The following is a 25,609-nucleotide window of genomic DNA, read 5'->3' on the forward strand; positions in this document are numbered from 1 at the left end:
GCGCATCGCCCCGGCGGCATTTCGCCGCCGGAGCGTTATTAGGGGAACTACTGACCGGAGGCCTCGGGCAGTTTTTCCTTGCCTGTATCCTGATCGACCATCTTCATCGCGAGTCGCACCTTGCCGCGATCGTCGAAGCCGAGCAGCTTGACCCAGACCTCCTGGCCCTCCTTGAGTACGTCGGAGGGATGATTGAGGCGCTTCTCCTCGATCTGGCTGACATGGACGAGACCGTCACGCTTGCCGAAGAAGTTCACGAAGGCGCCGAAATCGACGATCTTCACGACCTTGCCCTTGTAAACCTTGCCTTCTTCCGGCTCGGCCACGATCGAGTGGATCATGTCATAGGCCTTCTGGATGGCCTCGCCATTGGCGGACGCGATCTTGATGATGCCGTCATCGTTGATGTCGACCTTGGCGCCCGAGGTCTCGACGATCTCGCGGATCACCTTGCCGCCCGAACCGATCACTTCGCGGATCTTGTCGGTCGGGATCTGCATCGTCTCGATGCGCGGGGCGTGGGGGCTGAAATCCGACGCGCCGGAGAGGGCCTTGTTCATCTCGCCGAGGATATGGATGCGGCCATCCTTGGCCTGGGCCAGGGCCTTCTCCATGATCTCGGGCGTGATGCCTGCGACCTTGATGTCCATCTGCAGCGAGGTGATGCCCTTCTCGGTCCCGGCGACCTTGAAGTCCATGTCGCCCAAGTGGTCCTCGTCGCCGAGGATGTCGGTCAGGATCGCGTAATCACCGTCCTCCTCGAGCACGAGGCCCATCGCCACGCCGGCCACGGGGGAGGTCAGCGGAACGCCGGCATCCATCATCGACAGCGAGCCGCCGCAGACCGAGGCCATCGACGAGGAGCCGTTGGATTCGGTGATCTCGGAGACCAGACGGATCGTATAGGGGAAATCCGTCGCCGCCGGCAGGACCGCCTGAAGCGCGCGCCAGGCCAGCTTGCCGTGGCCGATCTCGCGGCGGCCCGGAGGTCCGAAGCGGCCGACCTCGCCCACCGAGTAGGGGGGGAAGTTGTAATGCAGCAGGAAGTTGGAGCGGTAGGTGCCGTGCAGCGCGTCGATCATCTGCTCGTCATCGCCGGTGCCAAGCGTGGTGACGACAAGGCCCTGCGTCTCGCCGCGCGTGAAGAGCGCCGAGCCATGGGTGCGGGGCAGCAGGCCCGTTTCGGCCACAATCGGACGCACCTCGTCGGTGCGGCGTCCGTCGATGCGCTTGCCGTTCTTGACGACATCGCCGCGCAGGACCGCGGATTCGAGCTTCTTGAAGGCGGAGCCGAGATTCTCGTCCTCGAGCTGCTCCTCGCTGAGCTGGCCGCGGATCTGCTCGCGGGCCTGCGAGACGGCAGCGACGCGCTCCTGCTTGTCGGTGATCGCGAAGGCATCGCGCATCTTTTGCTCGCCCGCCGATTTCACCGCTGCATAAAGGTCGGAGTAGTCGGCCGGCTGGAAGTCGAAGGGCTCCTTTGCGGCGTCCTCGGCCAGGTCGATGATCAGGTCGATCACCGGCTGGATCTGCTCATGGGCGAACTTCACCGCGCCCAGCATCTCTTCCTCGGTCAGCTCGTAGGCTTCCGATTCGACCATCATGACGGCGTTCTTGGTGCCGGCCACGACAAGGTCGAGACGCTGCTCGGGCTTGTTGCGCAGATCGTGCATGTCCTCGATCTCGGGGTTCAGCACGTATTCGCCGCCCTCGAAGCCGACGCGGCAGCCGGCGATCGGGCCCATGAAGGGCGCGCCGGAGATGGTCAGCGCCGCGGAGGCCGCGATCATCGCGACCATGTCGGGGTCGTTGACCAGGTCGTGGCTCAGCACGGTGCAGATCACCAGGACCTCGTTCTTGAAGCCCGGAACGAAGAGCGGACGGATCGGACGGTCGATCAGGCGGCTGGTCAGCGTCTCCTTCTCGGTGGGACGCGCCTCGCGCTTGAAGAAGCCGCCGGGCACCTTGCCCGCGGCATAGTATTTCTCGTTGTAATGCACGGTCAGCGGAAAGAAGTCCTGACCGGGCTTTTGCTGCTTGGCGAAGGTGACGTTGGCCATCACGCTGGTCTCGCCGAGCGTGGCGATGACCGAGCCGTCGGCCTGACGGGCGACCTTGCCGGTTTCAAGCGTCAGGGTCTCTTCACCCCATTGCATCGATTTCTTCGTAACGTTGAACATCTACGTTTCCTGTCTCGGCCTCGCGGGCGTTCCCGGACGGCCGTTTGCGTGCGGGGCCCCATGCCCCTTGGCCTTTCGTCATCATTTCCCGGTCGGCAAGGCCCGGACCGCGCGGAAAGATCGCAAGCGTCACGCCCCGCGCCAGGTTCGGCGCGGGGCGTGAGCGATGTCCTTAGCGGCGGATGCCCAGGCGCTTGATCAGGTCCTGATAGCGCGAGACGTCCTTGGCCTTGGTGTAGTCGAGCAGCTTGCGGCGCTGGGCCACCAGCTTGAGCAGACCCCGACGCGAATGGTTGTCTTTCTTGTGGGTCTTGAAGTGCTCGGTCAGCGTGGTGATCCGGCTGGTCAGAATCGCGACCTGGACTTCCGGCGAGCCGGTGTCGCCGTCCTTGGTGGCGAAGTCCTTCATGATCTTCTGCTTGTCTTCTGCGGTGATCGACATCGGGGTCTCCTTTTCAAGTGAGTGTCAGGTATGGCGCAGGCCGGGATGTCGTCCAGCACAGGCCCATGGAGCCCCCCCGCGCGAACGGAAGGGATGCGCGCGTATAGGGGAAAACCCGCCACAAGGGAAGCGCCGCGTCATTTGCGGCGCGAATCGGGCGGGCGGGCCGCGATCATGCCTTGATTGGGGGAACGAACCGGCGGATTTGACCGATTTTCCGGATCAATCTCCCTGTTTCCGGCAGATTGGCGATTGGGTGGCGACAAAAGGGCGGAAAAAAGGCGAAATTCGGGCATGATCCGGAAGAGCGTGTCATTACTTTGTCATCACCACGGCCCAGGCAGAACGCCCAGGTCTCCGTCTGCCAACGGGAGTGCCTTATGATTTACCTGATTGCCTTGTCCCTCGGCGTCGCCCTTGGCGCCTACCTCGTCGGCGAAAGCCGCGCCGCCCGTCCCGCGGCGCCGGTCTTTCCCCGTGCCCGTCTCTCCGAGCCGGGAGCGCCGCGCCGCGCCATGCCCCGGCATGGAAACCGCGGTGCCCATGAATGGGTGCGCGCCGGTGCCCGCGCCCAGCTTCAGCAGACGCTGATCCCGATCGAGGCGCATGCGTCCCACGTGCCCGTCCGGCTCGACCGTCCCTGCCGGATGATCGGCTGAACGCGGCTCCCCCCCCTGCAAGGGTCGCGCCCCCGCGCCGCTGCCATCCGCATCCCGGCCTCGTCCGGCAGTCGCAAGGGCCGCTTCGGATGTCGCTCAGACGGAGAAGAAGGGGACGAAGCTGCGCAGCACGGCCTCGGGGTTCTCTTCCATGACGAAATGTCCGCTGATGCAGGACGCGCTCGTCAGGTCGGGTGCCCAGGAGCGCCAGATGCCCTCCGGATCGCCCGTTTTCGCCGGCATTCCCTCCGCTCCATAAAGATAGAAGACCGGCATGCCGAGCATGCGCCCCGCCGCGCGATCCTCCCGGTCGAGCCGCCGGTCGATGCCGGCTCCGGCACGGTAATCGGCGCACATCGCCGCGCGGCGTGCGGGGTCCGACATCTGCGCCCTGTAGGCGGCAAGGGCGTCCGGCGCGAAGGCCGACAGATCGCCACTGCCCGACCAGTGCGACAGGGTCCAGTCGACATAGCCTGAAGGATCGGCGCCGATCATCCGCTCGGGCAGGGGGGCGGGCTGGGCAAGGAAGGTCCAGTGATAGGCCGTCATCGCAAGCTCCGCCGACCAGGCATCCCAGAAATCGCCCGTGGGAACGATCTCGACCAGGCCGAGACGGCGCACGCGGGCGGGATGGTCGAGCGCCATCCTGTAGGCGGCGCGCGCGCCCCGGTCATGCCCGAGCACACAGGCCGCCTCGATCCCCAGCGCATCGAGCAGCCCGGCGATGTCGTCACCCATGCGCCTCTTGGAGTAGGTTTCATGCGCCGGATCGTCCACCGGGGCGTCGCTCGCGCCGTAGCCGCGCAGATCGGGCACGATCACGTCGAACCGCTCCGCCAGCGCAGGCGCCACTTGCGACCAGCACAGGGAATTTTGCGGATAGCCATGCAGGAGCACCAGCGGCCTGCCGCGTCCCGCGCGCCGCACCGACAGGCGGAGCGGCCCTACATCGACCATGCGGTGATCGAACTGCGAGAATTCCATTCAATATCCTCGTCCGGGCAGGAGGGGTTTCTAAGCATTCATGACGAAGGTGATCTTCTTTCGATACCCCGCTTCAACACAAGTCCCCTAGAGCGACGGAACGCAGGAAAAGCGTCAGGAAGGATCGGCGGTCATGTTCGCGGGAATGTTCTTTGCAAGTCTGCTCGCCGCGACGGCGCTTCCCGATTTCCTCGCGGGGCGGGCCGAGCCGGAGGACGAGGACGATGTCGTGGGCCATCTTCCGGACCCCGACCGCACCTTGCCGGGGGACGCGGCCGGCGCCGAGCCGGCCTCGGCGGAGCGCCCCGGCATGCAGCCGCCGCCATGGCTCGCGCTCCAGGGGCCGCTCGCCCTTGATCCGGGGGGCGCGCCGCGCCTGCCCGCGACGCTCGCCCTCAGTCCCGAACCGGGCGAAACCGTGATCGAGGATTTCATGCCGGGCCGCGATCGCCTGGTGCTCAGCCTCAGCGCGGAGGCCGGCGATTTCGAGTTGGTCGACCGCGGCGATGCGTTGGAGGAGGCGGTGCCGAGCGAGCAGTCGCGCCTGTCCTGGCGTGAGCCCGGCGGCGGCGTCACCGTGATCTTCGCCGATCTCGATCGCCTGCCATCGCACAGCATCGATATGGTCCTCGTCGACCCGAAGACCGGCGAGGCCACGGAACCGGTGATCCTGGCGGAGGTCATGGAGTTCGCGCAGGATGCGGAACCTTCGGATGCCGGCGGGGACCCTGTCGATGATGCGCCCGCCGGTGCGGCCGTCTCGGCCGCGGTGCCCGGCGACATGCCCGAACTGGCCGCCGTGTCGCCGATGCCCTTCGCGGATGCGGCCACGCAACCGCTCGCCGCGGCGGCAGGTCACCTGCCGGAGGGTGGGGGCGTGCATGGCGGTGCCGGCGCGCAGGTGGTGGCGCTGCATCCCAGGTCCCTCCCCGAGGAGGGCACCGCGCCGCCCGGGACCCGCGCGGTCGGGACCCACGAAGCGTCGCCCGCAACGCTCCATGTCCTGCCCAGTGCCGACGAGGGCGGCGAGGATGACATGGTGATCGTGCCGGTTGGCGGGGCAGTCGGGGAGCCTGCCGGGGCGATCGGCCCCTCGGGTGCATATGATGTGCGGGGCGTCCTCGAACCCGAAGCGCCATCCGGCCCCGTCACCGATGAAAACCTCGATGGAAGCGCCGCTGACGGGTCCGCCGGCGAGCCGGTTCTCGTTCCCGTTCCGGGCGCCGATCCGGAGACGTTCTGGCTGACGCGCGGCGGAGAGAGCCTTGCCGAGATCCACGGCTTCCTGCCCGGAGAGGACATTCTCAGGATCAGTCTCGACCCGGAGCAATCGCCGGGGGATCCCACGGTCCGCGTGCTGACGGCGGGTGATGCGGGCGATGCCCTCGTCCTCGTCAATGGCGAGGCGATGGCGATCCTGCGCGGGGCGCCATCCGCACGGGCCGACGATATATATGTCGACCGGAGCCGCACGCTGTTCCGGTAGGGCCTAGTCCTGGCCGGGCCAGGGCTGCGGCTGCGCGGCATAGGGTATGTAGAGCGGATGCTTGGGGTGACCGTGCTTGGTCAGCCCGAGATGACTTATCTCGTGGCCCGCCTGCCGGAGCAGCGTCTCGACCGCCGGTCCGCGATCCTGATAGGCCCCGTGCGTTCCCCAGGCGCAGACGATGCTGTCGGCCCATTCGGCCGAGCCTGCGATCGCGGCATCGTTCTGGGGGCCCACGGGATCGTTCGCGCGGCGCAGGGCCCTGGGATCGGTGTCGCGCCAGGCGAAGATGTTGCAGACCCGGAACCCGCCGAAGCCGAGCGCCCTGGCGCGCCGTTCGCAGCGCTCGACCGTGGGATCGTTCGCCAGCTCCGTCGCGGTGGAGGGGTTGAGCATGACGAAGAGCACGCGGGCGCCCGCGCTGTCCCAGACACGGGTCAGCTCGTAGCGATAACGTTCGCAAGGCGAGTAGAGGGCGCTGCTCTCGGCATCGTTCTTGCGCGCCTCACGCCGGATCATCGCCCGCCTCCCCGCCCGCCGGTGGAACCGGGGCCGCCGCTCCGCCCGAATGCGGCAGGAGCACGCGGCTCGGATGGATCATCCCGGCCCTGTAGGTGCCGATCGCCACCGCGGCGCCCTGATGGGATGCCCAGCAGGTCTCGCCGAACTCGGCCTCGGAGCTGAGAACCTGCGCGGGATTGCCGTTGCGAAGGGCGCGGGCCGCTTCCTGGGTGCAGCGCACCTGCGGCAGATCGACCAGCGCGACCTCGATCGGGTGCAGGAAATCGTCGATCCGTTCCGTCCGCGCATGCGCCTCGAGCGCCTCCAGCGTCACCGCGTCCTCAAGCTCGAACGGACCGGACCAGATGCGCCTGAGGCTGCGCACATGGGCATGGCAGCCCAGCATCTCTCCCAGATCGCGCGCGATCGCCCGCACGTAACCGCCCTTGCCGCAGACCATGCGCAGCACGGCATGATCGTCATCGGGGCGCGCGGTCATCACAAGCTCGTCGACGTGAAGCGGGCGGGCGGCGATCTCGACCGCCTCCCCCGCACGCGCGCGCACATAGGCACGCTCGCCGTCGATCTTGACGGCGGAATATTGCGGCGGCGTCTGCGCGATATCCCCGGTCAGCGCGGGAAGCGCGTCGGCGATCTGCGCGTCGCTCGGACGCGCCTCGCTGCTGGCGATGACCCGGCCCTCGGCATCGTCGGTATCGGTGGCCTGACCGAAGCGGATGGTGAACTCGTATGCCTTCAGCGCATCGGCGATATGGGGCACGGTTTTCGTCGCCTCGCCAAAGGCCACCGCGAGGATGCCCGTCGCATCCGGATCGAGCGTTCCGGCATGCCCGGCCTTGCGCGCCTCGAAGGCCCAGCGCAGCTTGTTGACCACGGCGGTCGAGGTCATTCCGGCCGGTTTGTCCACGATAACCCAGCCGGAGATGTCGCGGCCTTTGCGTCTGCGTGCCATGGATTGGTCCTTCGTCGTCGGGGAGGGGTTCTGGGGGCGGCGCGCCTGTCAGCCGGCGGGAACGGCGGTGCCCAGGATCGGTCCCATGGGCAGGCCGATATCGCGGCGCCCCATCTGCGGCGCGTAGAGCTTGGAGACGCTGCCATCGAGATAGAGTGCGTCCGGTGTGCCGAGCACGTCGCGGAAGAAGCGTGCGAAGCCGTGGAAGTTCACCGGCCCGTCGGACATCGCCAGCCAGACGGTGCGGCCCCCGTCGCGCACGCCCACCCCGTTGCGCAGGTTCAGCGAATCGCTGTCCTCGATGAAGCGCGGATGCAGCGCCCCGTCCAGCACGAGCATCGGCCCGCTCTGCGTGGCATGCAGGCAATCGGGCTCCTGCGCGGCGAAGGCCCGGCTTTCGAGGATGGCGGCGCGGCGCGGCTGCAGGCACAGGACCCCGTTTGGAAGCAGCCCGAAATTGCCGGGCCCCTCCGAAGTGACGACACGCATCGCCTCCTGCCCGTCCTCGACATAGTGCCCGACGGGGGTGCGGTCGGGATGATACATGCCGCCATTCATCGCGATGCCGAGCCGTTCGCCGCCGCGTTCGAGATGGGCGTCGAGCGCCGAGAAACTGCCGAAAGGACGCCCGTCTGGCCCATCGAGCCAGAGGCGCAGGGTCTCGCGCTCCATGTCCACGGCACAGGCGGTGAATTGGGTGCCCTCGAAACGCATCTTGCGGCATTGCCCGCCCTCGCCGGCATCCTCGGCAAGGGCCGGCGCGCCGAGCGCCAGCAGAAGAAGGGCCGCACGCCGCAGCATGGGCTAGGCGCCGTCCCGGCCGTCGGGCGCGCCGCTTCCGTCCTCGCCCCCGCCGCCCTCAGCCTCGCCGTCCTCGTCCCCATCCACGTCCCGGCGCACCTCCTCGCGTGCGAAGAGAGCCCGCGTCTCGTCCATCCGGTCGAAGGTCTCGTCGATCAAGAAACGCAGGTCGGGCGCGAATTTCAGGCTCATCTCCTTGGAGATCGCACGCCGCAGCTCCGACTTGTTGCGCTTGAGCGCCTGGATCGCCATCTCGCGGTTGCCACCCCCGAGCGGCAGGACATAGGCCGTCGCGATGCGCAGGTCCGGCGAGGCGCGCACCTCGCTCACCGTGATCGACATCGCGTTGAGGTCGGGATCGTGGATGTCGGCACGGTTGAGCACATCGGACAGGGTCCGGCGAATCAGTTCGCCGACGCGCAACTGTCGTTGTGAGGGACCGTGCCCGTCTGAGAAGCGGTTCTTTGCCATGGGCCTGCATTTAGGATGCCGGGCGCGGTTGCGCAACTATGGCTTTGCGCCGGGTGGCGCCGCGAGCTAAGCCGGAGGTCTCTGAATGAGGAGGACGAGATGAGCAAGCTTCCCGGAATCGTCGTCACGGGGGCGTCCGGCCGGATGGGCCGGATGCTGATCGAGGCGGTCTGCGCCAGCGACGCGGCACGGCTCGTGGGCGCGGTCGAGCAGCCCGGCCATGACTGGATCGGACAGGATGCCGGCACCGCGATGGGCAATGCGCCGGTCGGGGTCACGGTCACCGACGATCCTCTCGAATGCTTCGCCGCCGCCCATGCCGTCATCGACTTCACCGCGCCGGCCGCCACCCTGGACTACGCCCTGCTGGCCGCACAGGCCCGTGCCGTGCATGTCATCGGCACAACGGGGCTGAGCGAGGCGGATATCGCCAAGATCGACGCCGCGGCACGCCACGCGGCCGTGATCCGGGCGGGCAACATGAGCCTTGGTGTCAATCTGCTGACCCGGCTGGTGGCCCGGGTGGCCGCGGCGCTCGACGACAGTTATGACATCGAAGTGGTAGAGAGCCACCACCGCCACAAGGTCGATGCGCCCTCCGGCACGGCCCTGATGCTCGGCGAGGCCGCGGCCGAGGGGCGCGGCGTCAACCTCGGCGCGATGTCCGACCGTGGACGCGACGGGATGACCGGCGCGCGCGAACCCGGCCGCATCGGTTTCTCGGCCATCCGTGGCGGCGACATCATCGGCACGCATGACGTGATCTTCGCCGGCCAGGGCGAGACGATCACGCTGAGCCATGTCGCGACCGACCGCTGCCTTTTCGCCCGCGGCGCGGTGAAGGCGGCCCTGTGGGGTGTCGGAAAGCCGCCCGGTCATTACGACATGCTCGACGTTCTCGGCCTGAACTGACGCGCCGAGACTGCGCGCGTCCAGGGGCGCGCGCTTTTGCCGGCGGCGCACCCGTGCGTGGAGCCGCCGGCGCGAAGGTGTCGCGGGCTCAGAAGTCGATGGCGAGGCCGCTTTTCTCCCAGTCGCCGTAGCGCACCGGCTCGGGTCCGTCGCGCCCGCCCAGTTCGACGGGGGCGGGATGCGCGGCGGCCTGCGCGAGGCGGCTGGCGCGGCGCTCCTCGGCTTCTGCAAGCGCCCGGCGTGCGGCGGGAGGGAGATCTTCACCTGTTTGCGTTGTCATGGCGTGCGATCCTTGTTGTGGCCCTTGGCTTGATATAACTGCGAACTCGGCCTGCTCAAGGCCGGGGCCGCCGGCGCGGCCCCGCAAATCCGGGCGTGACGACTTGGATCCATGGAGAACGGCCGATGCCAGCACCGACAATCGATCCCGCACGTGCGGCAGCCCACGCGCTGCTGTGGCAGGTCCACAGCGAGCAGCGCCTCCTGCTCGACGTCATGCCCAAGGTGCTTGGCCCACTCGATCCGCCGGTCAGGGCCCGTGCGCAGCGTCTCGCCCTCGGCAGCCTGCGCTGGGCGGATCGCTCCGATCGGGCCCTGGGCCCGTTCCTGCGGATAAAGCCGTGGCCGGGCGTGCATCACGCGATGCATCTGGCGCTCTACGAGGTTTTCGTCGAGGGGGCCGCGGCTCACGGCGCGGTCAACGCGGCCGTTGATCTCGCCCGTCTCTCCGAGCGGGGCCGCGGGCAGGCCGGCCTCGTCAACGGCGTGCTGCGCAACGTGCTGCGACAGGGGCCGGAGGCCTGGGAAAAGCTACCGATACCGCGCCTGCCCAAGTGGTTGCGCAAGCCTCTGATCGCCGATTTCGGCAAGCCTGCGGTGGCCGCCATGGAGGAGGTCTTCGCCGCCGCCCCGCCGCTCGATCTGACGCCGGGCGACGGCGATGGCGCCGGTTGGGCCGAGCGGCTTGGCGGGCGCCTCATGCCGGGCGGTTCGGTGCGTATCGACCAACCGAGACAGGTCAGCGCGATGGAGGGGTTCGCCGAGGGGCGCTGGTGGGTGCAGGACATGGCCGCGGCCTTTCCCGCGCGGGCGCTCGGCGCGGCGCCCGGAATGCGGGTGCTCGACATGTGCGCGGCCCCCGGCGGCAAGACGATGCAGCTCGCGGCGGCCGGCGCGCAGGTGACGGCGCTCGACATCTCCGAGCGGCGGATGCAGCGCGTGGCGCAGAATCTCGACCGCTGCGGCCTGTCTGCAGAGTTGGTGATCGGTGACGCGCTCGAACACGATGCCGAACCCTACGACGCGGTCCTGCTCGATGCGCCCTGCACCGCGACAGGCACGATCCGCCGCCATCCCGACCTGCCGCATGCCAAGACCGGCGAGGATTTTCCCGACCTCTTCGCGCTGCAGGCGAGGATGATCGACAAGGCGCTGTCGCTGGTGAAGCCCGGCGGGCGTGTCGTCTTCTGCACCTGCTCCTTGCTGATCGACGAGGGCGAGGAGCAGGTGCGCGACGCCATGGACCGCCATCCCGGCCTGCGCGCCTGTCCCGAAGCGCTGGACCTGCCGGGGCTCGATCCGTCATGGATTGGTCCGGAGGGCGGCGCGCGGCTGCGTCCGGACTTCGCCGCCGGGATCGGCGGGATGGACGGGTTCTATATCGTGGTGCTGCAGCGGCCCTGAGCCGCGGGCGCCGAGGATGGAGGCGGCGATGACAGGGATCGCGGCGATGCCGGGCAGGGGCGACAGGCCGAAGATCGAAGCCCGGCCGGGGATCTGCGCCGGGCCGGGGGCGCGGCGATGAGCGGCCGTGACGCGTCGGCGCCGGATGCGCCCGCGCGGCCCGGCGGTTTGCGGGCCGGCCTGTCGCGGCTCTTGCGGCGCGAGACAGGTTTCGCGCGCTGGCCCGCCCCGCGCGCCCATGGCCGCCCCGAGGCCGGGCGCCACCTGATGGCGGGCCGCTTCCTGCAGGGCGGGCATCTGGTGGAGGTGCCGCCGGCCGATCTCTGGACTGCCGAGGCGCCGGGCTCGGGCTTCACCGACGCGGTGCAGGGGTTCGCCTGGTTGGACGATCTGGCCGCCGAGGGCGGCATGGCCGCACGCGAGACCGCGCGCCGCCTCGCCGCGGACTGGGTCGCGGCCTTCGGGGCCGGGCAGGGGCCGGGCTGGCGTCCCGACATCGCCGGACGCCGGCTTTCGCGGCTGGTGCTCCATGCCGAGTTCCTCGGGGCGGGGCAGCTTGACGCGCCGGGCCGGGGGGCGGCGGCGCATCGCCGGACGCTGGCGCGGCATATGCGCTTCCTGTCGCGGGGCTGGCGCCATGCGGCGCCGGGCGTGCCGCGGGTCGAGGCGCTGATGGGCCTCGTGCTCGGGGCGCTGACGCTGCGCGGCCAAACGCGGCAGCAACGCCCGGCGCTGCGGCATCTGGGCGAGGAATGCGCCCGCCTCGTGGACCGCGAGGGCGGGATCGCGAGCCGCACGCCCGAGACGCTCGCCATGCTCTTCACGCAGTTGACCTGGTGCGCCGAGGCGCTCGCGGAGGCGGGCCGCCCGCCCGTGCCCGCCATGATCGCGGCACTCGCGCATATGGCGCCGACCCTGCGCGCGCTGCGCCACGGAGACGGCAGCCTCGCGCGGTTCCATGGCGGCGGGCCGGGGCATGCCGCGCAGCTCGACGCCGCGCTCGCAAGTCCCGCGGCCGGGCCGCGCGGACGCCCCCCGCAAGGCATGGCGATGGGCTTTGCACGCCTTGCACGCGGCCGGGTGACGCTGATCCTCGACGCGGCGGCGCCGTATCCCGCCTCTCCCCGCGCGCATGCCTCCACGCTTGCCTTCGAGCTGAGCTCGGGCCGCCGCCATCTCGTGGTCAATTGCGGCTCCGGCCGCGCATTCGGCGAGAAATGGGCGCGTGCGGGAAGGGCCACGGCCTCGCATTCGACCCTGTCGATCGACGGTCATTCCTCCGCGCGCCTCGCGGCGCCCGCGGCCGACCGGGCGCAGATGATGGTCGAGGCCCCCCTCCACGTGCAGATCGAGCGCCGCCGCGCGGTCACGGGCATCGGCCTGATGGTACGCCATGACGGCTACGTGCCGAGCCACGGGCTTACCCACAAGCGCGAGATCGAGCTCGATCACGAGGGGCGGACGCTGCGCGGCGAGGATACGCTCGGCGTTCAGGCCGATACCCATGTTCCGCTGTTCCAGAACGCGCTGCGCGCGGAGGGGCAGGACGGCATTCCCTACCGCATCCGGTTCCACCTGCACCCTTCGGTGGGCGCGCGGCTCGACGATGCGGGGCGGATGGTCGAGTTGATGCTGCCCAGCGGCGAGCCGTGGGTCTTCCGCCATGAAGGGTCGGCGCGGCTTCTGCTCGAGCCGTCGGTCTATTTCGCCGAAGGCAGCCTTTCTCCGCTGGCAAGCAAACAAATCGTTCTAACTTCGCGCGCGGTGGAGTATGCGAACCGCGTCAGCTGGACGCTGGCCAAGGCTTATGGCTCGCCGGATACCGTTCGCGATCTCGATTGGGATCCGTCCGGACGCTCCGGCGGGGATGGATGATAAAGGACCAGACATGACCGCTTCCACCGCCCCGATCCGCCGCGCGCTGATCTCCGTTTCCGACAAGACTGGACTGACGGAGCTTGGCGCGGCCCTGGCCGAACGGGGGGTCGAGCTGCTCTCCACCGGGGGCAGCGCCGCGGCGTTGCGCGGCGCGGGATTGACGGTGCGCGACGTCTCCGAGATCACCGGCTTTCCCGAGATGATGGACGGCCGTGTCAAGACGCTCCACCCCAAGGTGCATGGCGGGCTCCTGGCGCTGCGCGACGCGCCGGAACATCTCGCCGCGATGCAGGAGCACGACATCCTTCCCATCGACCTGCTGGTGGTCAACCTCTACCCGTTCGAGCGCACGGTCGCCGGCGGCGGCAGCTATGACGACTGCATCGAGAACATCGACATCGGCGGGCCCGCGATGATCCGCGCCGCGGCCAAGAACCACGGCGACGTGACGGTGATCGTGGATACCGGCGATTACGATGCCCTGCTGTCCGAGATGGACGCGCAATCGGGCGGCACGCGGCTCGAGTTCCGCAAGTCGATGGCACAGATCGCCTATGCCCGAACCGCCGCCTATGACGCGGCCGTCTCCGGCTGGATGGCCGGGGCGATCGGCGAAGGCGCCCCGCGCCGCAGGGCCGTGGCCGGAACCCTTGCCCAGACGCTGCGCTACGGCGAGAACCCGCACCAGTCGGCGGCCTTCTACCGCGACGGATCGGAGCGTCCCGGCGTGGCCACCGCGCGGCAGCACCAGGGCAAGGAGCTGTCCTACAACAACATCAACGATACCGACGCGGCCTTCGAGCTGATCTCCGAGTTCAGGCCCGAGGACGGGCCGGCCTGCGCCATCATCAAGCATGCCAACCCTTGCGGCGTGGCGCGCGGCGACAGCCCGGCGGAAGCTTACGGGCGGGCCTTCGATTGCGACCGCACCTCGGCCTTCGGCGGGATCATCGCGCTCAACATGCCGCTCGATGCGGCCACCGCCGAGGCGATCACCGGCATCTTCACCGAGGTGGTGATCGCACCGGGCGCGGACGAGGGCGCGCGGGAGGTCTTTGCCCGCAAGAAGAACCTTCGCCTGCTGACCACCGAGGGGCTCGCCGATCCGGCGGCGCCCGGCCTGACCTTCCGGCAGGTGGCCGGCGGTCTGCTGGTGCAGGACCGCGACAGCGGCCGCCCCGACCCCGATGCGCTGCGCTGCGTCACCCGCCGGCAGCCATCCGAGGCAGAGATGGCGGACCTGCTCTTTGCGTGGACCGTGGCCAAGCACGTCAAGTCCAACGCCATCATCTATGCCCGCGACGGGGCGACGGTGGGCGTGGGCGCCGGGCAGATGAGCCGCATCGACAGCACCCGCATTGCCGCCCGCAAGGCCGAGGACATGGCCGAGGCGCTCGGCCTCGATCAGGCCCCGACGCATGGATCGGTGGTCGCGTCGGATGCCTTCTTCCCCTTCGCCGACGGTTTGCTCGCGGCGGCGGGCGCCGGGGCGCGGGCGGTGATCCAGCCGGGCGGATCGATGCGCGACGATGAGGTGATCGCGGCGGCGGACGAGGCGGGGATCGCCATGATCTTCACCGGCATGCGTCACTTCAGGCATTGAGTATGTGGGTCCTGGCCAAGGTCGCGGCGGCGATCATCCTCCTCGATCAAATCACCAAGATCATCGTCGTCGAATGGCTCGGGCTCAGGCATGTGGGCGAGATCGACGTGTTGCCGCCCTATCTCAACCTGCGCATGGCGTGGAACGAGGGGGTCAATTTCGGGCTCTTCGCGAGCGGCAGCGACGTGGTGCGATGGGGGCTGATCGGCGTGGCGCTGGCGATCTCGGCCTGGGTGGTGATCTGGGTCTGGCGCGAGGGCGCGCGCCATGCGGCGCTGATCTGCGCGGGACTGCTCGTCGGCGGAGCGCTCGGCAACGTGATCGACCGGCTGCGCTACGGCGCCGTGGCCGATTTTCTCAACGTCTCGTGCTGCGGTTTCGACAATCCCTATGCCTTCAACATTGCCGATATCGCGATCTTCGCGGGGGCGATCGGCCTCGTGCTCTTCACCGGGCGCAAGGACACGGCAGGCTGACCCGGGAGAGGGCATCGACCGGGCCTCGTGCGGGCTGGCCCGGTCGGGCAATCCCGTTAACGACCCCCCGTGACGGCGCCCGCGGATTGCGGTAAACCCGCCGTCACGGGGGATGGCGCGCGGGGCGCGCGGGTGAAAGGGAAGCGGATGAAGCTCAGGATCGTGACACGTGGCGGCGTCGCTCTCGCAATGGCCCTCCTGGCGGGTTGCGGCGGCGGCGAGCCGCGCCTGATGAGCTTTTCGGGTTCGGGCAGCGGTCCGGACGAATTCGCGATCCTTCCCGGCAAGCCGCTCGAGCTGCCGCCCCCCGCGGCGCCGCTTCCGGTGCCCGTTCCCGGCGGTGCCAATCTTGCCGATCCCACGCCGCAGGCCGACGCGGTCGCGGCCCTCGGGGGCAGCCGCGCGGCATTGGCCGGCGGCGCGATCACCGACCAGGCGCTGATCGCCCATGCGGGGCGCAACGGGATCGACGGCAACATCCGCGGCGAGCTTGCCAGCCGCGATCTCGATTACCGCCGCCGCAATGACGGCCGGCTTCTCGAGCGGCTTTTCGGGGTGAATGTCTACCTGCGGGCCTACGAGCCGCAATCGCTCGACCAGTATGGCGAGCTCGAACGCCTGCGCGCCTCCGGCATCCGCACCCCCGCCGCCCCGCCGCCCAGCGCCGCCCGGTGATCCGCTGGCGCAGGTTTCACCCTGCGCTCTCGCGTCCCGCCGCGGGCCTGCCGGATGCGCCGCGCCGCCCCGGCATGGTCACAAGAGTGGCACCGGGGATTGAAGCGGCGCGGCCCGCCGATAAATTGATCGCATATCTCACCCGAGGAGAATTCATGCCGCGTTTCCATGCCCCGGCCCTGTGCGCCGGCTTCCTGTCCCTCCTTGCCGTGCCACCGGCCCTGGCCGCCGAGGTCAGCAGCTTCACCCTCGACAACGGCATGGACGTGGTCGTGCTCGAGGATCACCGCGCGCCCGCCGTGGTGCAGATGGTCTGGTACAAGGTCGGCGCGGCCGACGAGCCGGCAGGGGTCTCCGGCATCGCCCACTACCTCGAGCACCTGATGTTCAAGGGTACCGACACCCTGGCGCCGGGCGAGTTCTCCGAGGTGGTCGCGGCGCAGGGCGGCAGCGACAACGCCTTCACCGGGCAGGACTACACCGGCTATTTCCAGCGCGTGGCCGCCGATAGGCTCGAGCTGATGATGGAGATGGAGGCGGACCGGATGCGCAACCTCCAGCTCGACGGCACCGATATCGTGACCGAGCGGCAGGTGATCCTCGAGGAGCGCAACCAGCGCACCGAGAGCGATCCAGGCGCGCTCTTCGGCGAGCAACGCGACGCGGCGCAATACCAGAACCACCCCTATGGCATTCCGGTGATCGGCTGGAAGCACGAGGTCGAGCAGCTCGAGTTGCATGATGCGCTTGATTTCTACGAAACCTATTATGCGCCGAACAACGCCATCCTGATCGTGGCGGGCGATGTCGAGCCGGACGAGGTGCGCCGCCTTGCCGAAACCTATTACGGCCCCGTGGCGCCGACGCCGGGCCTCGAGGAGCGGACCCGCCCGCAGGAGCCGCCGCAGCGTGCCGAGCGGCGCATCGTCTACGAGGATGCCCGCGTCGCGCAGCCCTATGTCATCCGCAGCTATCTCGCGCCCGAGCGCGATCCGGGCGCTCAAGAGACGGCGGCGGCGCTGACATTGCTGGCCGAGCTCCTGGGCGGCGGGCAGACCTCCGAGCTTACGCGCGCCCTGCAATTCGGCACCGGCGAGGCGCTCTATACCTCGGCCTTCTACAACGGCACCGCCTATGACGACACGACCTTCGGGCTGGTCATCGTGCCCGCGCCGGGCGTGAGCCTCGAGGCGGCGGAAGATGCGCTCGACCGGGAAGTGGCCGCCTTCATGGAGCGCGGCGTCGACGAGGCGCAGCTCGAGCGGATCAAGATGCAGCTGCGCGCCGCGCAGATCTACGAGGAGGACAGTGTTCAGGCGCTTGCCCGCCGCTATGGCGCCGGCCTGACCACCGGTCTCGGGATCGACGATATCGAGGCTTGGCCGCAGATCCTGCAGGAAGTGACGCCGGAGCAGATCATCGCGGCGGGACGCGAAGTCCTGCGCCGCGACGCGGCCGTCACGGGCTGGCTGCGCGCGCCCGAGCCCGATGTCGAGGCATCCCGGGACGCCGCCGCGAGCCCCGCGCAGGCGACCATCGCGCCGCTCGATCTGCCGGCGGGCCAGAACGCCGATCCCGAGCCGCAGGAGGCCGGGCCCGGCGGAGATGCCACCGGCGACGAGGACACCGCGCCCCGCGGCGCTTCCACCGATGAGGTGACACAATGATCAGATTCGCGCTCTCCGCCGCCGCCGCCGCGGTGCTTGGCCTGCTCTCCACGGCGCCGGTCCATGCCATCGAGATCGAGCAGGTGAAATCGCCGGGCGGCATCGAAGCCTGGCTGGTCGAGGAACCCTCGATCCCCTTCACCGCGCTCGAGATCCGCTTTCGCGGCGGCACGGTGCTCGACCGGCCGGGCAAGCGCGGCGCGGTCAATCTGATGACCGGGCTTCTGGAGGAGGGCGCGGGGGATCGCGACGCGCAGGCATTCGCCCTTGCCCGTGAGAGCCTCGCCGCCAGCTTCGCCTTCGACGCCTATGACGACGCGGTGTCGATCTCGGCCCGGTTCCTGACCGAGAACCGCGACCGAGCGGTCGCACTCCTGCGCGATGCGCTGGTCGCGCCGCGCTTCGAGCAGGACGCGATCGACCGGGTGCGCGACCAGGTGCTCTCGATCATCGCGACCGACAGCACCGATCCGGGCGCCATCGCCCGGCGCAGCTTCGATGCCGCCGCCTTCGCGGGCCATCCCTATGCCACCCCCAAGGACGGCACCGCCGAGACGGTCGGCGCGCTGACCCGCGAGGACATCGTGCAGGCCCATGCCGACACGCTCGTGCGCGACCGGGTCTTCGTGGGCGCGGTCGGTGACATCACCCCCGACGAGCTTGGGCTCCTGCTCGACAATCTCCTGGGTGACCTGCCGCAAAGCGGTGCGCCCTTGCCCGGGGATGCGGGATACGCGCTCGAAGGCGGTGTGAACGTGGTGCCGCTCGACACGCCGCAATCGACCATCCTCTTCGGGCACGAGGGGATCGAACGTGACGATCCGGATTTCTTCGCCGCCTATGTGGTCAATCAGATTTTCGGCGGGAGCGGCTTTGAATCGCGCCTCATGCAGGAGGTCCGCGAGAAGCGCGGCCTGACCTACGGCATCGGCACCTATCTCGCGCCGATGCTCAACGGCGAGCTGCTCATGGGATCGGCCGCGACGGCCAATGCCCGTGTCGGCGAGACGATCGAGGTGATCCGCGACGAATGGGCCGCGATCGCGCAGGGCGTCACGCAGGAGGAGCTGGACGCGGCGAAGACTTTCCTGACCGGGGCCTACCCACTGCGCTTCGACGGCAACGCGACCATTGCCGGGATCATGGTCGGCATGCAGATGGAGGGCCTTCCGCCCGAATACATCACCAGCCGCAACGAGATGGTCGAAGCCGTGACCCTCGACGATGCCCGCCGGGTGGCCGAGCGGATCTTCCATCCCGAGGATCTGCATTTCACCGTGGTGGGACAGTCCGAGGGGCTCCCCGGCCAGGAGTGAGACGAGCGCGCGCCCGACCGGAAGGCGCGCGTTTTCACCATGTCGAATCGCGAAGTGGCATGCTACCCATGGTGGCATGTCACTTGATGCACCCAACATGAGCCAGCAGCGCCCGATCATCAGGCAGCTTGACGACGCCGCGATCAACCGCATCGCGGCGGGCGAGGTCGTCGAGCGGCCCGCCTCCGCGGTCAAGGAACTGGTCGAGAATGCCCTTGATGCCGGGGCCCGCCGTATCGATGTCGAGATCGCCGATGGCGGCAAGACGCTGATCCGTGTTGTGGATGACGGCTGCGGGATGTCGGCGGCCGAACTGCCGCTCGCGTTGTCGCGGCATGCCACGTCCAAGATCGACGGTACCGACCTTCTCAACATCACCAGCTTCGGGTTTCGGGGCGAGGCGCTCCCATCGTTGGGCGCGGTGGGCCGCTTGTCGGTCACCTCGCGCGCTGCGGGCGAGGAGGGGGCTTGCCTGAAGGTCAATGGCGGGGCGCTCGACCCGGTTCGCCCCGCCGCGCATAACGGCGGCACCACGGTCGAGCTGCGCGATCTGTTTCACGCGACCCCGGCGCGGCTCAAGTTCATGCGCACCGACCGCGCCGAGGCGCAGGCGGTGGGCGAGGTGCTGCGGCGCCTCGCGATGGCCGAGCCCTTCGTCTCCTTCACCCTGCGCGACGTGAGCGGGGCGGCCGGCGGGGCGGGGCGGTTGAGCTTTCGCGCCGATGCGCAGACCGGCGATCTCTTCGATGCGATGCGCGCGCGCCTTGGCCGGGTGCTCGGCCAGGACTTCGCCGAGAACGCCCTCAGGATCGAGGCGGAGCGCGAGGGGATCGGCCTGTCGGGCTTTGCTGCCCTTCCCACCTATTCGCGCGGTTCGGCCAGCCTGCAGCATCTCTTCGTCAATGGCCGCCCGGTGCGCGACAAGCTGCTCTACGGCGCGTTGCGCGGGGCCTATGCCGATTTCCTGTCGCGCGACCGGCATCCCGCCGCCGCCCTTTTCGTCGAATGCCCGCCCGAACTCGTCGATGTGAATGTCCACCCCGCCAAGGCCGAGGTGCGGTTCCGCGATCCGGGCCTCGTGCGTGGGCTGATCGTCTCGGCGCTGCGCCATGCGCTGGCCGAGGCGGGGCACCGTGCCTCGACGACCGTCGCGCATGGCGTGCTCGGCGCGATGCGGCCGCAAGGGGAGGGGCCGCCCCGCGCCTACCAGATGGACCGCCCCTCTGCCGGGGCGCGGCAGGCAGCTTATGCGGCGCAGGAGCCGGACCTTGCCGGTTTCGGCGAGCAAAGCGCCCGCGTCGTGACGCCGGAGGCACATCCGGAAGTCCGGCCGGGACAGGCCGTGGCGGCGCAAGACATCCCGCAGGGCGCCGATCCCGCGCCGGCGCCGGAGGGCGCGCATCTGCCCCTCGGGGCGGCGCGCGGCCAGGTGCACGAGAATTACATCATCGCCCAGACCCGCGACGGCATGGTCATCGTCGACCAGCACGCCGCGCATGAACGGCTCGTCTACGAGAAGCTCAAGGGCCAGATGGCGCGCAACGGGGTCGCGGCGCAGGCGCTTTTGATCCCCGAGATCGTCGAGATCGGCGCGGAGGGTGCCGAAAGGCTTCTCGATCACGCGCAGGAACTCTCGCGGATGGGCCTGACGATCGAGCCGTTCGGCGCGGGGGCGGTGGCGGTGCGCGAGACGCCGGCCATTCTTGGCACGGTGGATGCGGGCGCGATGCTGCGCGACATCCTCGACGAGCTGGACGATCTGGGCGACAGCCAGGCGGTGCAGGCCCGCATCGAAGCGGTGCTCAGCCGCGTCGCCTGCCACGGCTCGATCCGTTCGGGACGCTGGATGCGCGCCGAGGAGATGAACGCGCTCCTGCGCGAGATGGAGGCGACGCCGCATTCGGGGCAGTGCAACCATGGCCGGCCCACCTATGTCGAGCTGAAGCTTTCCGACATCGAGCGGCTTTTCGGGCGCACGTGAGCGTGGAGGGCACATCCCTCGCGGCGGCCCTGCCGGCGCTGCTCCTGGGGGCGGCACTGCTTCTGGGATTGATGCTCGTGCTTCTGGTCATGGCGGTACGGCGCGCCGGCCGCAGCGCCGCCCTGGCTGCCCCGCTCGCGCGCCAGATCGAGCGGCTCGGCGCCGCGCAGCAGCAGCTCGCCGGCGGCCTCGTGCAGGTCTCCGAGGCGCAGGCTTCCAGCCAGTCGGGAATGCTCCAGCTGATGGAGGCGCGGCTTGCCGATGTCTCGGCGCGCATGGAAGGGAGCCTGCATGGCTCGAGCACGCGCACCTCGCGCTCCTTGGGCGAGCTGCACCAGAAGCTCGAGACGATCGACCGGGCGCAGGCCAAGATCGAGCGGCTGAGCGGCGAGGTCCTGGGGCTCCAGGACATCCTGTCGAACAAGCAGACACGCGGCGCCTTCGGGGAAATCCAGCTGCGCGACATCCTCTCCAGCGCCCTGCCGCCCGACGGCTACAGTTGGCAGGCGACGCTGGGCAACGGCAAGCGGGCCGATTGCCTCGTGCATCTTCCCGACCCGCCGGGACCGATCGTCATCGACAGCAAGTTCCCCCTCGAAGCCTACGAGGCGCTGCGCCGGGCCACGAGCCAGGCCGAGAAGATCGAGGCCGCCCGCCAGATGCGCGTGGCCCTGCGCACCCATATCAAGGCGATCGCGTCGAAATACATCCTGCCCGGGGAGACGGCGGAGGGGGCGATCCTCTTTCTGCCCAGCGAGGCTGTTTATGCCGAGCTTCACGGCAATTTCCCCGAACTGGTGCGCGAGGGGTTCGAGGCGAAGGTCTGGATCGTCTCTCCGACGACCTGCATGGCGACGCTGACGACGATGCGCGCGATTCTCAAGGATGCGCGGATGCGCGAGCAGACCGGCGCGATCCGGTCCCTTCTGCGCCAGCTGCACCGCGACATGGAGCTGGTGGTAAGCCGCGCGCAGAAGCTCGAGACCCATTTCGGCCAGGCGCGCAGCGATCTGGAGGGCATCACGATCGCCGCCGAGCGGGCGGGGCGCCGGGCCTCGAAGCTCGACGATTTCGAGTTCGGCGAGGAGGAGCCGCCCGCCAGAAGCCCGCAAGCGCCCGGCCCGTCCCCCGCCCAAGCTCAGGCGCCCGCCCGCGATCATGTCCGCGAACCCGCGCGCGATCCCGGTCCTGATTTCAGCCGCGATCCCGGCGCGGACCCCGGCGTACCGGCAGACGCCGCGCCCGCCTTCATCCGGCGCGGATTGACCATCCGCCGGGATTGAAAACGCCAGGAGCGGATCGCGCGGGCCGGGCCTGGGTGCGCTAGATCCGCAAGAAGGGCTGCGCGAGGCGGGGCAGCAGGCTTGTGAAGCGCAAGGGCGCGTCGGTCACCGCGAGGCAGATGCAGGGCTGGCCCTCCTCGGCCACGGGCATATGTTCGAGCGCGGGAGCGGCGACCTGCATATCGCCGCGGGCGAACCGTTCGGTGCCGTCATGGAAGGCGCCGCCGAGAACCAGGGTAAGTTCGATCCCGCGATGACCGTGATGGGGCATCGCCATGCCGCCGGGAATGCGCAGGAGGCGCGCCCGCCCCGGCCCTTCGGCTTTCAGGATGATCTGCATCACGCCGCCGCCCACGGCACGCCAGCGCAGACGCGCGCTGCTGGTGCCCGCATAGCGCTCCAGCGGCGCTGGCAGATCGCCGTCCCGCGCGGCGGCCTCCTGCATCCCCGGCGTGGCCTGCGGCCGGCGATCGGCGGCGGGCTCCGGCATCGCGCGTGCGAGGGGGGCGGGCGGCATCGTCTCGAGCAGGCCCCCGCCGAGCGCCTCGAAGCTCATCACCTCGGCCCGGCAGGCATCGCACAGGCTCACATGCGCCGCGATCGTCAGATCGAAGCTCTCGCTCAGGGTGCCGGCCGCATAGGCCGACAGAAGCGCCGCGCCGGGGTGTTTCGCCGGGGCATGCGGGGCGCCGGCCGTATCGTCGCGATCGGTCATGACCTGTCCATCCCATGGCGCAACCTGTCGAGGGCGAGACGGATGCGCGACTTGATCGTTCCAAGCGGAAGCCCCGTCAGGACGGCGATCTCCCTGTGGCTCTGCTCGCCGAAATAGGCCCGCTCGATCAGCTCGCGTTGCGCTTGCGGCAAGCCGTGCAGCGCCCGGTGCAGAAGGTCGGTTTCGGCCTGCACCGACAATGCCTCCGTGGGGTCGGGTTCGGGTTCGGGCCCCCAGTCGAGCACCTCGGGCTCCGGCCGTGCGGCGCGGCGTTGATCGTCGATCCGCCGGTTTCGCGCGATCGTGAAGATCCATGTCGATGCGCCCGCCCGCGCGGCGTCGAATTGCGGGGCCTTGTGCCAGACGCTCGCCATCACGTCCTGCGCGATATCCTCGGCAAGGGTCTCGCCGGCGCCACTGCGCAGCATGAACGACTTGAGCCGCGGTGCGAAATGCGCGTAGAGCAAGGCGAAGGCGGCCCGGTCGCCCTCTGCGACCCGCCGCAGCTGGGCGCTCCAGTCCGTATCGCCGGGCTCTGGGCTCATCGGGGCGTCATGTCCGTTCCTGCTTCGGCCTGAGAGGGGCACACTAGCTCCCGGGCAGCCGCTGGCAACCGCGCGCGCCATCCCGGCAGGTGCGGATACGGGTGCGGCATGGAGGGCGGAGGGCTGGAGATGCATCATTCCCTCTTTACGTGCCGGACGCATCGGCGGATCAGATCGAGGGCACGATTTTCTGGCGATGCGGCGCGGGGCGCGAGTGATCCGGCCTCCTCCCTCCGCCGTATCAGAACAGAACCTACGGAGCAGAGCACCACATGCCATTCGAAACCTTCAAGGCCCCGCCGCGCAACATCGCGGTCATCGGCGGCGGCATCTCGGGCATGGCGGCGGCACATCTGCTATGCGGCGCCAACAGGGTCGTCCTGTTCGAGGCCGGCGCGCGGCTCGGCGGTCACGCACGCACCGTCATCGCCGGGCGGAACGGCGATCAGCCGGTGGATACGGGCTTCATCGTCTACAACCGCAGCAACTATCCGCATCTGAGCGCCCTGTTCGACGAGCTGGACGTCCCGGTCGTGCCCAGCGACATGAGCTTCGGCGTCTCGGCGGCCGGCGGGCGGATCGAATATGCCCTGCACGGGCTGCGCAGCCTCTTTTGCCAGCCGCGCAACGCCGCCGATCCGCGCTTCCTGCGCATGGTGGCCGACATCTTCCGCTTCAATTCAAAGGCCCTCGCGGCCTGCGACGATCCGGGGATGACGATCCGCGATCTGCTGGCGCGTCTGCGCACCGGGCCGTGGTTCCGGGATTACTACCTGTTGCCGCTTTCCGGCGCGATCTGGTCCACGCCGGTGCAAGGGATCCTCGATTTCCCGGCCCATGCGCTTGTCGAGTTCCTCGACAATCACAACCTGCTCCAGCACAGCGGCCAGCATCAGTGGTATACGGTGAAGGGCGGTTCGGCGCGTTATGTCGAGCGGCTGGAGGCCGACCTGATCCGGCGCGGCGCGCGGATCCGCACGAATGCCGCCGTGAGCGCCGTTCACCGGGTGCCCGGCGGGGTCGAGATCACCTGCGCCGGGGGTATGCCCGAGCAGTTCGACGAGGTGGTCATGGCCACGCATTCCGATGACAGCCTGGCGCTGCTGGCCGATGCGCGGCCCGCCGAGAAGGTCCTCCTTGGCGCCGTGCGATACCAGCCCAACCGCGCCGTGCTGCACCGCGACACGGCGGTGATGCCGCGCCGCCGGCGGGCCTGGGCGAGCTGGATCTACTCCGAGCCCGCGCCCCTGCCCGAAGGCGCCGCGCGCGAGCGGATCGACCTGACCTACTGGATGAACTCGTTGCAGCCGATCCCGCATGACGATCCTCTCTTCGTCACCCTCAACACCGAGCGGCATATCGACGAGGCGCTGATCTACGACGAGACCACGTTCCGTCATCCGGTCTTCGATCTCGCCGCGATCGACGCGCAGTCCGGCATCGCCGCGCGCAACGGCACGGATGGCACCTGGTTCTGCGGCGCATGGATGCGCAACGGCTTCCACGAGGACGGCTTCGCCAGTGCCGTGGCGGTGCGCGATGCGATGCTGGCACGCGACGAGAAGGCCCAGGACGGCGCGGTGGCCGCGGCGTGAGCGACGCGGTGGAATATCTCGCCGGCACCACCTTCCACGGGCGGCGCGGGGCTGTCGCGAACCGGTTTTCCTACAAGGTGGATTACCTGATCGTCGATCCCGAACACGCGCAGACCGCGCCGCGCCTGTTCGGACGCAACCGCGCCGGGGCGATCTCCCTGCACGACAGCGATCACGGCGGGCCGCCGAAGAGCGGGCTCGGGGCGCGTTGGCTGCGCACCGCGCTCGAGCAGCGCGGCCTGGGCGATATCGGCGGCGGGCGGATCGAGCTGATCACCCAGCCGCGCGTGCTCGGGCATGTCTTCAACCCGGTGAGCTTCTGGCTGGTGCATGACCGGGCCGGCGCGCTGCGGATCGTGGTGCCCGAGGTCAGCAACACCTTCGGGGACCGTCACAGCTATCTGTGTCATCGCGACGACCTGGCGCCGATCACCCGCGACGACCGGCTGGAGGCGCGCAAGGTCTTCCATGTCTCGCCCTTCCAGCCGGTCGAGGGTCTTTATCGTTTCCGCTTCGACATCCGCGCCGAACGGGTCGAGATCGCGATCGATTACGAGCGCGCCGATGGCGGGCTGCTCGCCACCCTGGGCGGGCCGCGCCGTCCCCTGCGCACGCGCGACATCCTGCGGGCGGCGCTGCGCCGGCCCTTCGGCTCGCGCCGGGTGCTGGGCCTCATCCATTGGCAGGCGCTGAAGCTGTGGTGGCGCGGTGCGCGGTTCCGCCCGAGGCCGGCTCCGCCGGTCTCGCCGATCAGCCGGTGAGACCTATGCGCCTTCCGAACCA

The 25,609-nt window shown here is 69.4% G+C and carries 24 protein-coding genes; 14 read left to right on the top strand and 10 right to left on the bottom strand.

Annotation, left to right across the window (positions count from 1 at the left end):
• Positions 1-47: 47 nt before the first annotated feature.
• Together pnp and rpsO are read right to left on the bottom strand one after the other, a co-directional pair.
• Positions 48-2,180, bottom strand: a complete 2,133-nt coding sequence (pnp, locus tag PMES_RS06420; RefSeq protein WP_159964685.1) for a polyribonucleotide nucleotidyltransferase — start codon at positions 2,178-2,180, stop codon at positions 48-50.
• 172 nt (positions 2,181-2,352) lie between these two features.
• Positions 2,353-2,622 carry a 30S ribosomal protein S15 gene (rpsO, locus tag PMES_RS06425; RefSeq protein ID WP_159964686.1) on the bottom strand — a complete coding sequence of 90 codons (270 nt, stop codon included), beginning with the start codon at positions 2,620-2,622 and terminating at the stop codon, positions 2,353-2,355.
• 380 nt (positions 2,623-3,002) lie between these two features.
• Between rpsO and PMES_RS06430 the strand changes: the two genes are divergently transcribed.
• The gene (locus PMES_RS06430; protein ID WP_159964687.1) at positions 3,003-3,281 is read left to right on the top strand and encodes a hypothetical protein; all 279 of its coding nucleotides are present in this window, start codon (positions 3,003-3,005) and stop codon (positions 3,279-3,281) included.
• Positions 3,282-3,377: 96 nt separating this feature from the next.
• Here PMES_RS06430 and PMES_RS06435 read toward each other — a convergent pair whose 3' ends face one another.
• The gene (locus PMES_RS06435; RefSeq protein WP_159964688.1) at positions 3,378-4,265 is read right to left on the bottom strand and encodes an alpha/beta hydrolase; all 888 of its coding nucleotides are present in this window, start codon (positions 4,263-4,265) and stop codon (positions 3,378-3,380) included.
• A gap of 133 nt (positions 4,266-4,398) precedes the next feature.
• Here PMES_RS06435 and PMES_RS06440 point away from each other — a divergent pair, with 133 nt between their 5' ends.
• A complete protein-coding gene (locus tag PMES_RS06440; RefSeq protein WP_159964689.1) occupies positions 4,399-5,751 on the top strand; it encodes a hypothetical protein in 1,353 nt (450 codons plus the stop codon).
• Between the two features lie 3 nt (positions 5,752-5,754).
• Here the strand turns inward: PMES_RS06440 and PMES_RS06445 are convergent, their stop codons facing one another.
• Genes PMES_RS06445 through rbfA form a run of 4 tightly spaced genes read right to left on the bottom strand, consistent with a single transcriptional unit; the run spans position 5,755 to position 8,497 of the window.
• Positions 5,755-6,270, bottom strand: a complete 516-nt coding sequence (locus PMES_RS06445) for a DUF1643 domain-containing protein (RefSeq protein ID WP_159964690.1) — start codon at positions 6,268-6,270, stop codon at positions 5,755-5,757.
• On the bottom strand, positions 6,257-7,225 hold the full coding sequence (gene truB / locus PMES_RS06450; RefSeq protein WP_159964691.1) for a tRNA pseudouridine(55) synthase TruB: 969 nt from the start codon (positions 7,223-7,225) through the stop codon (positions 6,257-6,259). Before truB ends, PMES_RS06445 begins: the two co-directional genes overlap by 14 nt.
• Before the next feature lie 48 nt (positions 7,226-7,273).
• Positions 7,274-8,026 carry a phosphodiester glycosidase family protein gene (locus PMES_RS06455; protein WP_159964692.1) on the bottom strand — a complete coding sequence of 251 codons (753 nt, stop codon included), beginning with the start codon at positions 8,024-8,026 and terminating at the stop codon, positions 7,274-7,276.
• Between the two features lie 3 nt (positions 8,027-8,029).
• On the bottom strand, positions 8,030-8,497 hold the full coding sequence (gene rbfA / locus PMES_RS06460; RefSeq protein ID WP_159964693.1) for a 30S ribosome-binding factor RbfA: 468 nt from the start codon (positions 8,495-8,497) through the stop codon (positions 8,030-8,032).
• A gap of 99 nt (positions 8,498-8,596) precedes the next feature.
• Here rbfA and dapB point away from each other — a divergent pair, with 99 nt between their 5' ends.
• Positions 8,597-9,409 carry a 4-hydroxy-tetrahydrodipicolinate reductase gene (dapB, locus tag PMES_RS06465; protein WP_159964694.1) on the top strand — a complete coding sequence of 271 codons (813 nt, stop codon included), beginning with the start codon at positions 8,597-8,599 and terminating at the stop codon, positions 9,407-9,409.
• 88 nt (positions 9,410-9,497) lie between these two features.
• On the opposite strand, the gene PMES_RS06470 is transcribed toward dapB, so the two are convergent.
• Positions 9,498-9,689, bottom strand: coding sequence for a DUF1674 domain-containing protein (locus PMES_RS06470; protein WP_159964695.1), 192 nt, complete (start codon positions 9,687-9,689; stop codon positions 9,498-9,500).
• 125 nt (positions 9,690-9,814) lie between these two features.
• Here PMES_RS06470 and PMES_RS06475 point away from each other — a divergent pair, with 125 nt between their 5' ends.
• The 9 genes from PMES_RS06475 (at position 9,815) to PMES_RS06515 (ending at position 21,971) form a co-directional block, all read left to right on the top strand.
• Entirely contained in the window at positions 9,815-11,092 is a 1,278-nt protein-coding gene (locus PMES_RS06475) for an RsmB/NOP family class I SAM-dependent RNA methyltransferase (RefSeq protein ID WP_159964696.1), read from the top strand.
• A gap of 117 nt (positions 11,093-11,209) precedes the next feature.
• Positions 11,210-12,967: a heparinase II/III family protein gene (locus PMES_RS06480; protein WP_159964697.1), complete on the top strand. Its 1,758-nt coding sequence runs from the start codon at positions 11,210-11,212 to the stop codon at positions 12,965-12,967.
• Between the two features lie 13 nt (positions 12,968-12,980).
• Positions 12,981-14,573 (top strand): bifunctional phosphoribosylaminoimidazolecarboxamide formyltransferase/IMP cyclohydrolase, encoded by a 1,593-nt coding sequence (gene purH, locus PMES_RS06485; RefSeq protein ID WP_159964698.1) that lies wholly within the window; start codon positions 12,981-12,983, stop codon positions 14,571-14,573.
• 2 nt (positions 14,574-14,575) lie between these two features.
• Positions 14,576-15,049, top strand: a complete 474-nt coding sequence (gene lspA, locus PMES_RS06490; RefSeq protein WP_159964699.1) for a signal peptidase II — start codon at positions 14,576-14,578, stop codon at positions 15,047-15,049.
• A 147-nt stretch (positions 15,050-15,196) separates the two neighbouring features.
• Positions 15,197-15,724, top strand: a complete 528-nt coding sequence (locus PMES_RS06495; protein ID WP_159964700.1) for a DUF3035 domain-containing protein — start codon at positions 15,197-15,199, stop codon at positions 15,722-15,724.
• A gap of 155 nt (positions 15,725-15,879) precedes the next feature.
• On the top strand, positions 15,880-17,391 hold the full coding sequence (locus tag PMES_RS06500; protein WP_159964701.1) for a M16 family metallopeptidase: 1,512 nt from the start codon (positions 15,880-15,882) through the stop codon (positions 17,389-17,391).
• Positions 17,388-18,707 carry a M16 family metallopeptidase gene (locus tag PMES_RS06505; RefSeq protein ID WP_159964702.1) on the top strand — a complete coding sequence of 440 codons (1,320 nt, stop codon included), beginning with the start codon at positions 17,388-17,390 and terminating at the stop codon, positions 18,705-18,707. Before PMES_RS06500 ends, PMES_RS06505 begins: the two co-directional genes overlap by 4 nt.
• 76 nt (positions 18,708-18,783) lie before the next feature.
• Positions 18,784-20,688: a DNA mismatch repair endonuclease MutL gene (gene mutL, locus PMES_RS06510; protein ID WP_159964703.1), complete on the top strand. Its 1,905-nt coding sequence runs from the start codon at positions 18,784-18,786 to the stop codon at positions 20,686-20,688.
• Between the two features lie 2 nt (positions 20,689-20,690).
• A complete protein-coding gene (locus tag PMES_RS06515) occupies positions 20,691-21,971 on the top strand; it encodes a DNA recombination protein RmuC (protein ID WP_236549717.1) in 1,281 nt (426 codons plus the stop codon).
• A gap of 40 nt (positions 21,972-22,011) precedes the next feature.
• Here the strand turns inward: PMES_RS06515 and PMES_RS06520 are convergent, their stop codons facing one another.
• Complete coding sequence (locus tag PMES_RS06520) at positions 22,012-22,686, bottom strand: ChrR family anti-sigma-E factor (protein WP_159964704.1); 675 nt, start codon at positions 22,684-22,686, stop codon at positions 22,012-22,014.
• Positions 22,683-23,231 carry a sigma-70 family RNA polymerase sigma factor gene (locus PMES_RS06525; protein ID WP_201288964.1) on the bottom strand — a complete coding sequence of 183 codons (549 nt, stop codon included), beginning with the start codon at positions 23,229-23,231 and terminating at the stop codon, positions 22,683-22,685. The genes PMES_RS06520 and PMES_RS06525 overlap by 4 nt, the downstream gene beginning before the upstream one ends.
• 272 nt (positions 23,232-23,503) lie before the next feature.
• Here PMES_RS06525 and PMES_RS06530 point away from each other — a divergent pair, with 272 nt between their 5' ends.
• Both PMES_RS06530 and PMES_RS06535 read left to right on the top strand, forming a co-directional pair.
• Positions 23,504-24,826: an NAD(P)/FAD-dependent oxidoreductase gene (locus tag PMES_RS06530; protein WP_159964705.1), complete on the top strand. Its 1,323-nt coding sequence runs from the start codon at positions 23,504-23,506 to the stop codon at positions 24,824-24,826.
• Positions 24,823-25,587 (top strand): DUF1365 domain-containing protein, encoded by a 765-nt coding sequence (locus PMES_RS06535; protein WP_236549718.1) that lies wholly within the window; start codon positions 24,823-24,825, stop codon positions 25,585-25,587. Before PMES_RS06530 ends, PMES_RS06535 begins: the two co-directional genes overlap by 4 nt.
• Positions 25,588-25,609: the final 22 nt, after the last annotated feature.

Source organism: Profundibacterium mesophilum KAUST100406-0324, from assembly GCF_009835145.1.
Lineage (GTDB): Bacteria > Pseudomonadota > Alphaproteobacteria > Rhodobacterales > Rhodobacteraceae > Profundibacterium > Profundibacterium mesophilum.